The organism is Denitrobaculum tricleocarpae, assembly GCF_007004665.1.
GTDB lineage: Bacteria > Pseudomonadota > Alphaproteobacteria > Kiloniellales > Kiloniellaceae > Denitrobaculum > Denitrobaculum tricleocarpae.
This window is the reverse complement of record NZ_ML660052.1, coordinates 549057-564066: the sequence shown is the minus strand read 5'-3', so window position 1 is coordinate 564066 and position 15010 is coordinate 549057. Positions and strand designations below refer to the sequence as shown.

General features: G+C 60.1%; 15 protein-coding genes. 12 read left to right on the top strand and 3 right to left on the bottom strand.

From position 1 onward, the window contains the following. The first annotated feature begins 57 nt into the window (after positions 1 to 57). The 8 genes from FKG95_RS02565 (at position 58) to FKG95_RS02530 (ending at position 6724) form a co-directional block, all read left to right on the top strand. Positions 58 to 411: an AtpZ/AtpI family protein gene (locus FKG95_RS02565; protein ID WP_142894731.1), complete on the top strand. Its 354-nt coding sequence runs from the start codon at positions 58 to 60 to the stop codon at positions 409 to 411. A gap of 11 nt (positions 412 to 422) precedes the next feature. Beyond that, the gene (locus FKG95_RS02560; protein WP_142894730.1) at positions 423 to 1166 is read left to right on the top strand and encodes a F0F1 ATP synthase subunit A; all 744 of its coding nucleotides are present in this window, start codon (positions 423 to 425) and stop codon (positions 1164 to 1166) included. A gap of 86 nt (positions 1167 to 1252) precedes the next feature. Next, positions 1253 to 1477 carry a F0F1 ATP synthase subunit C gene (locus FKG95_RS02555; RefSeq protein WP_142894729.1) on the top strand — a complete coding sequence of 75 codons (225 nt, stop codon included), beginning with the start codon at positions 1253 to 1255 and terminating at the stop codon, positions 1475 to 1477. A 113-nt stretch (positions 1478 to 1590) separates the two neighbouring features. Then, the gene (locus tag FKG95_RS02550; RefSeq protein ID WP_142894728.1) at positions 1591 to 2082 is read left to right on the top strand and encodes a F0F1 ATP synthase subunit B family protein; all 492 of its coding nucleotides are present in this window, start codon (positions 1591 to 1593) and stop codon (positions 2080 to 2082) included. Beyond that, on the top strand, positions 2082 to 2564 hold the full coding sequence (gene atpF, locus FKG95_RS02545) for a F0F1 ATP synthase subunit B (protein WP_142894727.1): 483 nt from the start codon (positions 2082 to 2084) through the stop codon (positions 2562 to 2564). Before FKG95_RS02550 ends, atpF begins: the two co-directional genes overlap by 1 nt. Before the next feature lie 220 nt (positions 2565 to 2784). Continuing rightward, on the top strand, positions 2785 to 4326 hold the full coding sequence (locus FKG95_RS02540) for a DegQ family serine endoprotease (protein WP_142894726.1): 1542 nt from the start codon (positions 2785 to 2787) through the stop codon (positions 4324 to 4326). A 296-nt stretch (positions 4327 to 4622) separates the two neighbouring features. Then, positions 4623 to 5300: a response regulator transcription factor gene (locus tag FKG95_RS02535; protein WP_142894725.1), complete on the top strand. Its 678-nt coding sequence runs from the start codon at positions 4623 to 4625 to the stop codon at positions 5298 to 5300. A 5-nt stretch (positions 5301 to 5305) separates the two neighbouring features. Beyond that, positions 5306 to 6724 carry a sensor histidine kinase gene (locus FKG95_RS02530; protein ID WP_218940046.1) on the top strand — a complete coding sequence of 473 codons (1419 nt, stop codon included), beginning with the start codon at positions 5306 to 5308 and terminating at the stop codon, positions 6722 to 6724. 25 nt (positions 6725 to 6749) lie between these two features. On the opposite strand, the gene FKG95_RS02525 is transcribed toward FKG95_RS02530, so the two are convergent. After that, positions 6750 to 7628 carry a LysR family transcriptional regulator gene (locus FKG95_RS02525; protein WP_142894724.1) on the bottom strand — a complete coding sequence of 293 codons (879 nt, stop codon included), beginning with the start codon at positions 7626 to 7628 and terminating at the stop codon, positions 6750 to 6752. Between the two features lie 208 nt (positions 7629 to 7836). Here FKG95_RS02525 and FKG95_RS02520 point away from each other — a divergent pair, with 208 nt between their 5' ends. The 4 genes from FKG95_RS02520 to FKG95_RS02505 all read left to right on the top strand — a co-directional run bounded on the left by FKG95_RS02520 (position 7837) and on the right by FKG95_RS02505 (position 11507). Beyond that, positions 7837 to 8307 (top strand): hypothetical protein, encoded by a 471-nt coding sequence (locus tag FKG95_RS02520; protein ID WP_218940045.1) that lies wholly within the window; start codon positions 7837 to 7839, stop codon positions 8305 to 8307. Positions 8308 to 8357: 50 nt separating this feature from the next. Next, positions 8358 to 9788, top strand: coding sequence for a dihydrolipoyl dehydrogenase family protein (locus FKG95_RS02515; protein WP_142894723.1), 1431 nt, complete (start codon positions 8358 to 8360; stop codon positions 9786 to 9788). Between the two features lie 94 nt (positions 9789 to 9882). Further along, complete coding sequence (locus FKG95_RS02510; protein WP_142894722.1) at positions 9883 to 10626, top strand: TVP38/TMEM64 family protein; 744 nt, start codon at positions 9883 to 9885, stop codon at positions 10624 to 10626. Between the two features lie 131 nt (positions 10627 to 10757). Beyond that, complete coding sequence (locus tag FKG95_RS02505; protein WP_142894721.1) at positions 10758 to 11507, top strand: SDR family NAD(P)-dependent oxidoreductase; 750 nt, start codon at positions 10758 to 10760, stop codon at positions 11505 to 11507. 65 nt (positions 11508 to 11572) lie between these two features. Here FKG95_RS02505 and gcvP read toward each other — a convergent pair whose 3' ends face one another. Both gcvP and gcvH read right to left on the bottom strand, forming a co-directional pair. Then, on the bottom strand, positions 11573 to 14461 hold the full coding sequence (gene gcvP, locus FKG95_RS02500) for an aminomethyl-transferring glycine dehydrogenase (protein WP_142894720.1): 2889 nt from the start codon (positions 14459 to 14461) through the stop codon (positions 11573 to 11575). Between the two features lie 150 nt (positions 14462 to 14611). Further along, entirely contained in the window at positions 14612 to 14989 is a 378-nt protein-coding gene (gene gcvH / locus FKG95_RS02495; protein ID WP_142894719.1) for a glycine cleavage system protein GcvH, read from the bottom strand. Positions 14990 to 15010 lie beyond the last annotated feature (21 nt).

Below are 15010 nucleotides of genomic sequence, written 5' to 3'. Positions count from 1 at the left end.
GCGCGCCTTTCGGGGTGCAGCATGAGCTGAAGATGGCGGATTACAAGGCGCCTGCGAATGACAGAGCCCGACGATCGATCGTCACTGAAGCAACTAGATGAGCGACTGAAAGCCGCGCGTACGCGTCACGATCAGGACCGGGGTTTGGACAACTCCGGGAAGAGCGGGGCCAACAACGTAGGCGTGGGTTTTCGAATTGCCGTCGAGATGATTGCAGCCTTGGCGGTTGGTGTCGGGATCGGTTTGCTTCTCGATAACTGGCTTGGAACGAAACCTTGGATGTTGATCGTCTTCTTCATCCTGGGATGCGGCGCGGGTTTTACGAATTTGATCCGGGTTGCACGGGAACTCGACAGGAAAACGCGGCTTGCCAAGCAGTCTAAGGACGCTGGCAACGGTCAAGAGGGTTAGAGGGGAAAGTCGTGGCGGCAGGCGAAAAGCAAAGCCCACTCGATCAGTTTACGATCAAGCCATTGAGCGGCGAGCCGACGATGGTCGGCGGCTTCGATATCTCGTTTACCAACTCGTCAGCTGCGATGTTGGCAACCGTGGCTGCTGTGACCCTTTTTCTCGTGTTCTCGATGCGCGGCCGCGCGCTGGTACCCGGCCGCTGGCAGAGCTGTGCCGAAATCTGCTACGAGATCGTCGCCAACATGCTGCGCGACAACGTGGGATCCGAGGGACGCAAATACTTCCCCTTCATCTTCACGATCTTCATGTTCGTCCTCTTCGGTAACTTCATCGGCATGATCCCGGGATCCTTCACCTTCACCAGCCACGTCATCGTGACCTTCGTGATGGCCTCGGTGATTTTCCTCGGTGTCACCGCAATCGGATTTGCGCGCCACGGGCTCGGCTATTGCCGCATGTTCTTCCCGCACGGTGCTCCGCTCTGGACGGCGGTCATCCTCGTACCCATCGAACTGGTCTCCTACCTCTCGCGCCCGCTCAGCCTGTCTGTCCGGTTGTTCGCGAACATGGTCGTCGGCCACGTCCTGCTGAAAGTGATCGCGGGATTTGTGATCGCGCTGGGTGTTTTCGGGATCGTGCCGCTGGCCTTTCTGGTCGGTATCACGGCGCTCGAATTCCTCGTTGCCGCGCTCCAGGCCTACATCTTCACAATCCTCACCTGCATCTACCTGCACGACGCCATTCACATGCACTAGGCGCGGCGGAGAGATCTCACAAGTCGTCACGGTTAAATTCAAACCAATTCAATCCAACCTCATTCAGCGTTAAGGGAGCTGGAAACATGGAAGCAGAAGCTGCAAGACTTATCGGTGCCGGACTGGCCACCATTGGTATGATCGGTGCCGGTATCGGTGTCGGTAACGTTTGGGCCAACTATTTCTCGGCCATTGCACGCAACCCGGCCGCCAAGGACGAAATCGGCGCAAGCATCTGGATCGGCTTTGCCGTGACCGAAGCTATTGCTCTCTTCTCGCTTCTTGTCGCACTGATGGTGCTCTTCGGTTAAGGCGAAACGGATTTGGCGGAGGTTTCCCGACGGGAAGCCTCTTGCGATCCAGGCGCCTGCTGGTCGGGCGCATTCGTTTTATCCATCACCTGGTAGTTAGGGCGCGTTGACCCATGCCCCAATTTGATCCGTCATCATTCTCGAGCCAGATTTTCTGGCTGGTCGTGATGTTCGTCATTCTCTACCTGCTTATGTCCAAAATCGCGCTGCCCCGTATCGCAGAGGTTTTGGAAGAGCGGCAGGACAAGATCGACGATGACCTCGCCAAGGCTGAAAAGCTGAAAACCGAAGCGGAGCAGGTGCTCGCCGAGTATGAGAAGGCAATCGCCGACGCTCGTTCCTCTGCGGCAACCGCTCTCAAGGAAGCGTCAGCCGAAATGGCTGCGGAAGCCGCCAAACGGGAAGAGGCTTTCGGCGCGGAACTCGCCGCCAAGATTTCGGAAGCCGAAGGGCGTATCGCCACTGCGCGGAACGAGGCCTTACAGAACCTGACAGCGGTCGCCACCGAGGTGACAGCTGCGGCAACCGATCGCCTGATCGGTGCCAAGCTTGACGAGGCAACGGTCCGCAAGGCCGTCGACGATGCCATGGGGGACGCCAGCTGATGTTTGGAAGCGAAACCTTTTGGGTCGCGGTCGCGCTGGTCCTCTTCCTGGCGCTGGCCTACAAGATGGGCTGGAAGTCGGTGACGGCCAGCTTGGATGCCCGCGGAGACAAAATCCGCAAAGACATCGAGGACGCGCAGACCCTGCGTGAGGAAGCTCAGAAGGCTCTGGCCGAGTATAAGCGTAAACAGCGCGACGCTCTTGCTGAAGCCGAGGAGATCATCGCCCACGCGAAGTCCGAGGCGAAACGTCTGCAGGAGCAGGCTCAGGTCGATCTGGAAGCATCGCTGGCACGCCGCGAACAGCTCGCTATGGAGAAGATCGCTCAGGCCGAAGCCTCGGCGATGGCAGAGGTGCGCGACAAGGCCGTCGACGTTGCCGTAGCCGCCACGGAACAGTTACTGCGGTCCAACCTCGATGCGGCTCAGTCAGGCGCTATCATGGACCGCGCCATCGGTGAACTCGGCGAAAAGCTGCACTGATTGAGCGGATAGTCCCGCTCCGGCAAAAAAGCCTCCTGTCCTTCGGCGGGAGGCTTTTTTCTTTGCCTGCAGGGGCATGAAACGAACCTTACGAAAGTTTAATCTACGCGAAAGGCGGTCGTAACGCGTGCCCCCCTACTTGTAGTGAACCAGACAACGCGAGGCATTCCGGTGTCTCCCTGAGTAAATCTGTTTCGATCCTAAGCGTGAGGGACTGCAAATGAGCCATTCGACCGCTGAGATTCTTTGCTCTCGTTTTCTCATTCGAGCCAAGTTTGGCCAGAAAACCGCCATCGCAGGGGGCATGGCGCTCATTCTGGTCGCCTCCGCAAGTATTGCCCAGGCCCGGTCGGCCCCCGACAGCTTCGCCGATCTGGTCGATAATGTCTCACCGGCGGTGGTAAACATCGCGACCATTAGCGAGCGGGGTTCCGGTGCCAGTCCGGGCGGTGGCGAGCGCGGAGAATCCCCGAACTTCCGCTCGCCCTTTCCCGAGGGGCATCCCTTCAACGACTTCTTCGATAGATTTCTCGAGCCCCGTCAGTTCGGCGACCGTCCAGGGCAACCGCAAAGGCCGCGGCAGAGGGTGAGCGGCGCGGGTTCGGGATTCATCATCGACGCGGAAGGTTACGTGGTGACCAACAGCCACGTGGTGGATGAGGCCAACAGTATTAAAATCACACTGCGCGACGGACGGAACTACGACGCGGAACTCATCGGTCAGGATCCCAAGACCGATCTCGCGCTTCTGAAAATCGACGCGGACAATCCCCTGCCTTTCGTCGAGTTCGGTAACTCCGACGAGACGCGCGTGGGTGACTGGGTACTCACGGTCGGCAACCCCTTCGGTCTTGGCGGTTCAGTCACGGCGGGCATCATCTCGGCGCGCGGCCGGGATCTGCCGGGCGGTACTCTGATCGATTTCATGCAGATCGATGCGCCCATCAATCCGGGCAACTCGGGTGGCCCCGCCTTTAACTCGGAGTCCGAAGTCATTGGCGTCAACACGGCGATCTTCTCGCCGAACGGCGGAAACGTGGGTATTGGTTTCGCGATCCCGTCGAACCTGGCAGCGGCAGTGATCGAAGACCTGCGTGACGACGGTCAGGTCGACCGCAGTTGGCTCGGCGTGCGGATCCAGGGTGTTACTGACGACATTGCCAAGGGTTTCGGCCTGGAGAAGCCGACCGGCGCGCTGGTCGCAGCCGTCGAGAACGGCAGTCCGGCGGCTGCGGCGGGCCTGAAGCAGGGTGATGTCATCCTGGAATGGGGCGACACCGTCATAGAATCCGTGAACGACTTGCCGCGCGCCGTCGCCTTCACCCCCGTCGGCACGACCCTGGAACTTGAAGTCTGGCGTGCCAAGAAAGCCGAGACTCTCCGGGTCACGACCGCCGCGCAACCAAGCGAGGAGTCCTTGGCGTCCTCTCCGAATCCGGCGGCAGGCAGTTCGGAGCGCGCATTTGACGAGACAGGCATCACGCTCAGCAATCTGACGCCTGATCTGCGCGACCGTTTCTCGGTCGCCGATACGCTCAATGGCGTGCTGGTCATTGACGTCGAACCTGGCAGCGAAGCCGAGAAAAAGGGACTGCTTCCGGGCGATGTAATCCTGAGTGTCGGACTGGACCCGGTCTCTTCGGCAGAAGAACTAGCTGGTGAGATCGACCAGCTCAGAGAAGAAAAGGTCACGGTCGTCACGCTTGGCCTGCAGCGGGCGGATCGTGAGAGCTTTGTGGCCTTGCGTCTCGACAACGCTTGAAACGTCTCCGACAGCGACAAGCTCATCCCCGGCCATAGCACTTCCCCCCAGCCGGGGTGAGTCGGCGGACCCGTGACGGTCTTACCCCCCGAACCGGGTCCGCCATTTTTTTTGCTTCTCACTCTGCGTGACGTTCCCAACATTGCTGACTGCCCTAATTGCTTGACTGCCGGACAGAAGCCCTCAAATCTGATGCGCGTCAAACGGCGCGCGCGACCAAAGCGCTATTGCATCGCAGGACCCGCAGAAAGGACGATTGAGGGTGTCAAACCCAAAGCCGCAAGAATCGAAGAGCCATGCGTATTCTGATTATTGAAGATGACAGCGAGACCGCCACATATGTCTCCAAGGGTCTGGGCGAAAAGGGTTATCTTGTTGATGTCGCTCATGACGGTAAAGATGGGTTGGTGCGGGCGATCGGCGAAGACTATGATCTGGCCATTGTTGACCGCATGCTTCCGGAACTTGACGGTTTGTCCATCGTCGAGACACTCCGTAAAGCGGAGAAGGACACCCCCATCATTTTCCTGAGCGCTCTGGGCGGGGTCAACGACCGGGTCAAAGGCCTGCGCAGTGGCGGCGATGATTACCTGGTAAAACCCTTTGCGTTTTCGGAGCTTCTGGCCCGCGTAGAGGCCTTGCTGCGGCGTCCGGCGAGCCGGGTCGTCGAAACCAGTTTGAGGGTTGCCGACCTCGAGATGGATTTACTCGCGCGACAGGTCAAACGCGCCGGGCAAATGATCGAACTGCAACCCCGGGAGTTCAGGCTGCTTGAATATCTCATGCGCCACGCCGAACAGGTCGTCACCCGCACCATGCTGCTGGAGAACGTGTGGGACTACCACTTCGATCCGCAAACCAACGTGATCGATGTTCATATCAGCCGCCTGCGGCAGAAGATCGATAAGAACTTCGAGCCTGCCCTGCTGCACACCATCCGGGGCGCCGGCTATTCCCTGCGCGATCCGGATTAAGCGCTGTGCCCGGAACCGGCCCTGCGACCAGATCTTACAACCGCCGCCTCTTCCATTCGCGGATCTTCCGCCTCGCGGTCATTTATCTTTGTCTTTTCACCGCCTCCGTGCTCGGGCTTTTGGGCTTTATCTACTGGTCTGCGACGGAATCCGTCACACGGCAGATCGACAGCACCATCAATGCTGAGATCACCGGCCTGGCAGAGCAGTTCAATCAGCGTGGGCTGATCGGTCTGGTTCAGGCAATCGAGCGCCGCGCCGCCACGGCCGGCGCTTCCCGCGGGCTCTACATTCTTGCCGACGACTCCTTCGAGCGGATTGCAGGCAACCTCTCCCGCTGGCCTGACGAAAAGCCCGATTCAGAGGGCTGGATTACCTTCCGTCTCGAATATCCGGACGACACAGGCAGCAGTACGAACTTCGGCCGGGCCCGGATATTCGACCTGGGTCCCCGGTTTCACCTGCTGGTCGGACACGATATCGAAGAGCGCAGCCGGATCGCCGCGTCGATTCGAGGCACTCTGATATGGGGTGTCGTCATCGCCATCGGCGTATCTCTGGTCGGCGGCGTTCTAATGAGCCGATCCCTTCTGAAACAGATCGACAGCATAAATGAAACCAGCCGGGAGATCATGGCCGGCGACTTGAGCCGCAGGATCCCTATCGGCGAACGCGGTGACGAAATCGACGAGGTGGCAGGCAACCTGAATGCCATGCTGGATCAGATCGAGCGCCTGCTCGCCGGAATGAGTGAGATTTCCGACAACATCGCCCATGACTTACGCACACCGATATCCCGGCTGCGCACCGGTCTCGAATCCGCCCTGATCGGGCATGCCGATCCGGAAGACTACCGGGATGCCATCCGAAGCGCGATCGAGGAGGCGGACAACACGCTCAAGACCTTCAACGCCTTGCTCAACATTGCCCAGGCCGAGGCCGGCGCAACCGAAGCCCAGTTCGAGCCTCTAGAGCTTCAAGCCCTGCTGCAGGATGTCGGCGAACTCTACGAGCCGCTGGCGGAAGAACAGGGGATCGAGCTGAAACAGGACCTTACGTCTGACATCCTTCTCAAAGGTGACCGCAACCTGCTGTTCCAGGCGGTCGCCAATCTGACGGACAATGCCCTGAAATTCTCCGCTGCGGACTCCTGTGTCACCTTAACGCTCAGATATGAGACGGCAGATGAGGCGGCCTCAAAGAACGCCGAGATCGTCGTCACCGATCAGGGCCCGGGGATTCCCGAAGCAGATCGTGAGCGGGTTCTGGAGCGCTTTCATCGCCTGGAGGCCAGCCGCAGCACACCCGGCAATGGTCTCGGCCTCAGTCTGGTCTCAGCGGTTGCCAAGCTTCATGGCGGCACGCTGCGGCTGGAAGACAATGCACCCGGTTTGCGGGCCGTCCTGTCACTGCCTCTCACATAGGGACGGTTGCAACGCTTTCGTGTGCTTATTGACCAGGCCAGACATGACGCTGCGCCAGGCGAGTCATGATCTCCACCGCAGGTGCATGCCGCCGGCCGGCGACGGTGACCAGTGAGATTGTGCGCGACACCTCCGGCTCAGTGACCGGACGCAGAGCGATCCCCGGCATGGTTGGCAAGAACTCCGGCATGACGCTGCAGCCTAAACGTGCCAGGACCATCGCCTGAATCCAATCCTCACGTTCCGAGGAATAGCGCACCTTGACCTGATGCTCTTTCCGGCCGCCAAGTGCGTCGAAGTGATCGGAAAACTCGCAGTGGACCCGCACCAGATAATCTTCCTGGTCGAGTTCTTTCAAGGGAATCGCATTCATCTGCTCGAAACGGTGCCCCCTGCCGAAGGCGATGGTATAGCGCTCGGAATAGAGCGGCAGAGCCCGCAGGCGATCCGGAAGCTCGGGCAAGCCGATCAGCCCGATATCGATCTCACCCTCCAACAGAGCCTCCACCAGTGCCGACCCCGAAGCTTCACGGATATTCAGATCCAGCGCAGGCACTTCTGATCTGAGTTGACTGATAAAACCGATCATCTGCGATGGCCCGATGGTGGACATGACGCCGAGACTGACCGTCGTCTTTTCGCTCAGCTTGAAATCATCGGCATCAGCCTTGGCGGCTGTGGTCGCGGAAAAAATGGTCGAGAGATGGGGTTTCATCAGCCGCCCGAGGTCGGTCAGCTGGGTCTGGTTGCGTTCCCGCCGGAAGAGCTCGCCGCCCAGTTCCTCTTCCAGTTTTTTTATCGCCTTGGTTAACGAGGGCTGTGCGACACGGCAGGATTCCGCCGCCCGCGTAAAGTTCTGCGTCTCGCAAACCGCGAGGAAATAGCGCACCTGATGCATTTCCATAGCCAAAACCTCACGAAAACCGGCCCGCGCCTCACAGGATCGTGAAATTTTGTGCGATTTCAAGGCGTTTTATAGCCGCCAGCTATGAATCATATAGCTGATCAGTATTTCAAACCTGGTTTCGACGCCCTTATCTCAGTTCTGTCACTGAACGACAGCCTTAAAAAACACTCTCCGCAGAAAGCGGAACAAATCGGAGACAGAGACCATGACCAAGAGTTTTTACGCCAGTTCCCTGATCGCCGCCGGCATGATGGCCACAGCTTTCACCGCGCCGGCACAGGCCGCAGATGAAGTCCAGGTCATCGAGCTGACCCAGACGGCCTGCCAGTTCGTCGAAGTCGAGAGCAAGGACCACGGCTACACCTCCAACAGCAAGGCAGACTGCAACGAGATCAACAGCAAGACCGGTGCCGAACGCCTAGCCAATTCCGAAGTCCTGAAACTCAAGCCCGGAAAGTACATCTTCCGCGTCAAGAACGAGAACGTTCCCTATGCACTGGGTTTCTGGGTGCGCGGTGACGGCCTCGTCAATCGCGCCAGCCTGCCGAGCGTTTCCGGCGGCGGCCTGACCCAGGGTACCACCAAGGATTACGAGATTACGTTGAAGGCCGGTGAGTACGTCTTCTCCTGCCCCTTGAATCCGACGCCTGACTACAAGCTGGTCGTCGAGGGCTGATCCCTTCCGGGCCGACCCAGCATAACCGTATCGAGTGAGGAGACACGACAATGTCAGAGAAACAGGTCATCAAAGCCGACATCGCCATCATCGGCGCCGGGTCGGGCGGACTGAGCGTCGCAGCGGGCGCCGCCCAGATGGGCGCAAAGGTCGTCCTGATCGAAAAGGGTAAAATGGGCGGCGACTGCCTGAACTATGGCTGTGTCCCCTCCAAGGCGATGATCGCCGCAGGCGAAGCCGCCGAGATGGTTCGCACCTCCGGGAAGTTCGGTGTCAACGGCCATGAGCCCGCGATCGACTTTGCCAAGGTCAATGCCCACGTCCATGACGTGATTGGTGGTATCGCACCGCACGATTCGGTCGAGCGCTTCGAGGGTCTCGGGGTTCAGGTGATCCAGGCGTCAGGCCGCTTCATCAGCAAGAACGAGATCGAGGCCGGTGACTTTATCGTCAAAGCCCGCCGCTTTGTCGTCTCGACCGGCTCCTCGGCCTTCGTCCCGCCAATCCCCGGTCTGGATGAGGTTCCCTACCTGACCAATGAAACGGTGTTCAATCTGACCGACCGTCCGGAGCACCTGATCATCGTCGGCGGCGGCCCGATCGGCATCGAGATGGCGCAGGCACACCGCCGTCTCGGCGCCAAGGTCACGGTCGTCGAAGGCCTCTCGATCATGGGCAACGACGATCCCGAGGCCGTGGACGTGGTCCGGCAACGGCTGATCGCGGAAGGTATCGATATCCGCGAGCAGGCCAAGGTCGAGAGCGTGATCCGTGAAGGCAACGGCGTGTCGGTTCTGGTCAGCCACGAGGGCAAGAGTGAACGCGTCGATGGCTCCCACCTGCTGCTTGCGGTCGGGCGCCGGGCCAACGTCGCCAACCTGGGTCTGGAAGAGGCGGACATCGACTACTCGCCGCGTGGTATCGAAGTCGATCAACGGCTGCGGACCTCGAACAAGCGGGTCTTCGCCATCGGCGATGTGGCCGGCAGCTTTCAGTTCACCCACGTTGCCGGTTATCACGCCGGGATCGTCATCCGGAACGCCATGTTCAATCTGCCTTCAAAGGTCGATGTCAAGGCGGTCCCCTGGGTGACCTATACCGACCCTGAACTGGCGCATGTGGGTCTCAGCGAAGCCGCCGCCAAGGAACAGGGAATTGAAGCCAAGGCGGTCAGTTTCGGCTTTGACGGCAACGACCGTGCCAGAGCCGAACGCGCGACGGACGGCTTCATCAAGGCCGTCATCGGCAAGAAGGGCAAGATCCTGGGTGCCACCATCGTCGGGCGGCATGCGGGCGAACTGATCCTGCCCTGGGTACTCGCCGTGCAAAAGGGCCTCAAAGCATCTGATATGGCGGGGATCATTGCCCCCTATCCGACGCTTGGCGAGGTCTCCAAACGCGTCGCAGGTGCCTACTACACGCCTGCCCTCTTCTCTGACCGCACCAAGACGGTGGTCGGTCTCATGCAGCGGCTGCCTTAGGCAGCCGCCCCCAGCCTCCTGATAGTGACGGCTTATAGAACGCGGCGGGGCTCCCAGCAGGGTGCAGCCTCCGGGAAACACAAGGAACGAAACAATGAGTACGACGACCATCAATCAGCCGCGGCGCGGTTTTGCTCAGAAGGCGAAACGCTTTGCACCGATTGTCGCGATCCTCGCGGCCATTGCGGGGGCCTTTGCTCTCGGTATCGACGACTACCTCAGCTTCGACGCGCTGCGTGAGAACCGGGAAGTTCTGATGAGCTTCACCCAAAACAACGTTGTCGCCGCGGCGGCTCTCTTTATCGCCATCTACGCCGTTGCGACGGCCCTCTCGCTGCCCGGCGGCGCGGTTCTGAGCATTGCCGGCGGTTTTCTCTTCGGCAGCATTTTTGGAACGGCCTCGATTGTGTTAGCCGCCACCTTGGGCGCGGTCGGTATCTTCCTGGCAGCCCGCACGGCGCTCGGCGACTTCCTGAAGGCCAAAGCGGGCCCCTGGTTGAAGAAGATGGAAGCGGGTTTTCAGGACAATGCCTTCAGCTATCTGCTGGTCCTGCGCCTGGTGCCGCTTTTCCCCTTCGTTGTAGTGAACCTGGTGCCGGCCTTCCTGGGTGTGAAACTGCGTACCTTCGCGGCGGCAACCTTCATCGGGATTATTCCGGGCTCCTTCGTCTTCGCCTCGATCGGTGCCGGTCTTGGCAGCGTCTTTGATCGTGGTGACAGCTTTTCGCCGGCCAATGCCCTGACCCCCGAGGTCATCGTTGCCCTGGTGGGTCTCTCCGTCCTCTCGATCATCCCGGTGGTCTATAAGAAGATCAAGGCGCGCCGGACAGCTGCATAAACCGGATTCCGCCGCCTAGCCTGATAAAGACCGTTTGTATCGGGCCTTGGATTTAGAGAGCCCCGCCATAGTTCCTGTGGCGGGGCTCTTTCCATTCCAGAATTCAAGCAAATGCGGTCCAGGGGCGAAACATGGTCAAACTCGAATCCTTCGGCGATAGTCTGAACGTCGCGGTCGTCGGCGCAACAGGTGGCATCGGCAACGCGGTCGTCACGGCTCTTCAGGACCATCCTAAAATCGAGCGGGTCTTTGCCTTCTCCCGACGGAGTACGAACCACGCCGGCAGTCCGAATATCGTCCCGGGTCATCTTGATTTAACCCAAGAAGACAGCATCCGGGCTGCGGCGGATCTCGCAGCGGCAAGCGGGCCTTTGCATCTGGTCTTTGTCGCGACCGGCATGTTGCATCAGGGCAGCGGAGTGCAACCGGAAAAAACCTGGGGAGCCCTGACAGCGGAGTCGATGGAGCAAGCGTTCAGGATTAACAGCATGGGCCCGGCCCTGATCGCAAAGCACTTCCTGCCCTTGCTGGCAAAGGATCAGAAAGCTGTCTTCGCCGCGCTCTCCGCACGTGTCGGCAGTATCTCGGACAATCAGCTTGGCGGCTGGTACAGCTACCGCGCCTCCAAATCAGCCCTCAATATGTTCCTCAAGTGCTCAGCGATCGAACTCGCCCGGCGGAACGCTTCCGCGCTCTGCATAGGGCTTCATCCGGGAACGGTCGATACCGCCTTGTCCGAGCCTTTCCAGCGCGGCGTGCCGGACGGCAAGCTCTTCCCACCCAGTCTATCCGCCGATCACCTTCTACGCGTGATCGATGGTCTGACAGTTGAGGACAGCGGCAAGGTTTTCGCCTGGGACGGAGCCGAAATTCCAAGCTGAGTTTAGCAATGAAAAGGCCCGCCGAAGCGGATCCGGCGGGCCTTTTCCATGTGATAGCGCGACCCCTACTCGGCGGCGTCGCGATAACTCTCGATCGACGGACAGGAACAGGCCAGATTGCGGTCACCATAGACGTTGTCGACCCGCCCGACCGGCGGCCAGTACTTCGCGGCGCGCAGAGACTCGACAGGATAGACAGCCGCTTCCCGGCTGTAGGCCCGGTTCCACTGGTCAGAGACCAGATCTTCGGCTGTATGAGGCGCGTGGGCCAACGGGCTGTCATCGTGCGAAGTCTTACCGCTTTCGATCTCGGCGATCTCCGCGCGGATCGCAAGCATGGCGTCGCAGAAGCGGTCGAGCTCCTGCTTCGATTCCGACTCCGTCGGCTCGATCATCAGGGTCCCCGCAACCGGGAACGACATGGTTGGCGCATGGAAGCCATAATCGATCAGTCGCTTGGCCACGTCGTCGACGGTCACACCGGTCTGATCCTTGATCGGCCGCAGATCGATGATGCACTCATGTGCAATCATCCCGTTGGCCCCGGTATAGAGCACGGGAAAAGCCTGCTCCAAACGCCTGGCAATGTAGTTCGCGCTCAGAATGGCGACCTCGGTTGCCCTGCGCAGGCCGTCCGCGCCCATCAGCGCGATGTAAGCCCAAGAGATCGGCAAGATCCCCGCGGAGCCCCAAGGCGCGGAAGAAACAGCGCCGACGCCGCTTTCCGGTCCGGCTTCGGCGACCAGTGAGTGGTTCGGCAGGAAGGGCGCCAGGTGCGCGCCCACGCCGATCGGGCCGACACCCGGACCACCGCCGCCGTGCGGAATACAGAAGGTCTTGTGCAGATTGAGGTGCGAAACGTCCGAGCCGAACCTGCCCGGCTTCGCAACACCGACCATGGCATTGAGATTCGCGCCGTCCATGTAGACCTGTCCCCCGTGATCATGAATGATCTCACAGATTTCGGTGATACGGGCTTCGAAGACGCCGTGGGTCGAGGGATAGGTGACCATCAACGCGGCAAGGCGGTCCGAATACTCCTCCGCCCGCACGCGCAGATCGTCAACGTCGACGTTCCCGTCACTGTCGCAATTGGTCACCACAACTTTCATCCCGGCCATAGCGGCGCTTGCGGGGTTCGTGCCGTGTGCGGAGGAAGGGATCAGACAGATGTCACGCTGATGATCGCCACGGCTCTCATGATACTTCTTAATCGCCAGCAGACCGGCGTATTCGCCTTGCGATCCGGCGTTCGGCTGCAGAGAGACCGCATCATAGCCCGTGATCTCGGCCAGCATGTCCTCGAGCTCCTTGATCAGCTCGAGATATCCCTCCGCCTGGTCCATGGGGACGAAAGGATGGATCGCACCGAACTCCGGCCAGGTGATGGGGATCATCTCGGTGGTCGCGTTCAGTTTCATGGTGCAGGAGCCAAGGGGGATCATGGCCCGATCGAGCGCGATGTCCTTGTCAGCCAGCTTGCGCAGGTAGCGCAGCATCTCGGTTTCCGCGTGATATCGGTTGAAGACCTCGTGGGTCAGGATATCCGAGCTGCGCAACAGCGTCTGTGGCAGAGCATCGGCGGTCTGCCCGTCAAGCTGGGCGACACTCAATCCCTCGGCACCGAAGATCTTCCAGAGCAGTTCGACGTCGGCTGCGGTCGTCGTCTCATCGAGTGCGATACCCAGGGTATCGCCATCGACCTCGCGCAGATTGACCTGGTTTTGACGGGCCTTCCCGGCCACTTCGGCCGCACGCCCGGGAACTTTCAGCGTGATGGTATCGAAGAAGTGTTTCGTCTCGACATCGACGCCGCCCTGACGCAGCCCCTCAGCCAGGATCGCCGTCAGACGATGGACGCGCTTTGCAATGATCTTCAAACCTTGCGGACCGTGATAGACCGCGTACATGCTCGCGATCACGGCAAGCAGGACCTGTGCCGTACAGATATTGCTGGTGGCCTTTTCCCGGCGGATATGCTGCTCGCGGGTCTGCAGGGCTAGGCGAAGCGCGGGACGGCCGCTCGAATCCACGGAGACGCCGACCAGACGGCCCGGGACCGAACGCTTATGCTTGTCACGCACCGCCATGTACCCGGCGTGCGGGCCGCCGAAACCCAGCGGCACGCCAAAGCGCTGTGAGGTACCGACAACGACGTCGGCGCCCAGCTCACCCGGCGGCGTTAACAGCGTCAGGCTGAGCAAATCCGCCGACACGGCCACCATCGCACCGCGGCTCTGGAACTCCGCCATCACATCCCGGTCGTCGCGAATCTCGCCCGAACTGCCCGGATACTGCAGCAGCACCGCGAAAACCTCCGCGTCCCGGTCAGCACCGCGCGGATCACCGACCACCACCTCGATGTCGAGAGCGCTCGAGCGGGTCCGAAGCACGTCGATCGTCTGCGGATGACAGTCGGAATCCACCAGGAAGCGGTTGCTTTTGCTCTTGCCGACCCGCTGACAGAGGGTCATGGCCTCTGCGGCTGCGGTGCCCTCATCCAGCAGCGAAGAATTGGCCAGTTCCATCCCGGTCAGATCAGCGATCATGGTCTGAAAATTGAGGATGGCTTCCAGTCGGCCCTGGGAAATCTCCGCCTGATAGGGCGTGTAAGCCGTGTACCAGGCCGGGTTCTCCAGGATGTTGCGCAGAATGACCGTTGGTGTATGGGTATTGTGGTAACCCATTCCGATCATGGACTTGTAGACCTTGTTCTTGTCCGCGATCTCACGGATGCGCGCGAGAATGGCCGTCTCGCTGCGGCTCTGGTTCATGGCCAGAGGGCCGTCGTTCCTGATCGAATCCGGCACGGCCTTCTCGATCAGGCTCTGCAGCGACTCAATCTTCAGGTACCCCAGCATCTCGGCGACCTGCGCCTCATCCGGTCCGATGTGCCTGCGCAGAAATTCATCCTGCTGTTCGAGTTCACTCAGCGAAGTTACCGCGTCAGCCATGAACCTGTTTCCTCTATCATCTCGTGAAAGCCAGCCACCAAAATGCCGTGGGCCCGTGTCTCGCCCCCGCCCGGTCGCAGCTCGATCTCCAGTCAACCGGATGAGCGGCTTGCGCCGGGCATCCGCCAATCCGGTTGATCGCGTTCAGTCTTACGACTGCGTTTCGACGAAAGCCTTGTAGGCCGCCTCGTCCATCAAATCATCAAGCTGTCCGGCATCGGATATCTTGACCTTGAAGAACCAGCCTTCACCCTCCGGATCACTGTTGACCGCCGCCGGGTCATCGGCCAATCCGCTGTTGCTCTCGACAACCTCGCCGTCGATCGGCGCAAAGAGCTCGCTGGCCGCCTTGACGGATTCAACGACGGCAACTTCACCGCCCTTTTCGACACTTGTGCCGACCTCAGGCACCTCGACGTAAACCACGTCGCCGAGCTGCTGCTGGGCAAAGACCGTGATACCGATGGTGCCGACGTCCCCCTCGACACGAATCCACTCGTGATCTTCACTGAATTTAACGTCACTCATTCGTCTATTCCCCTGTTACAA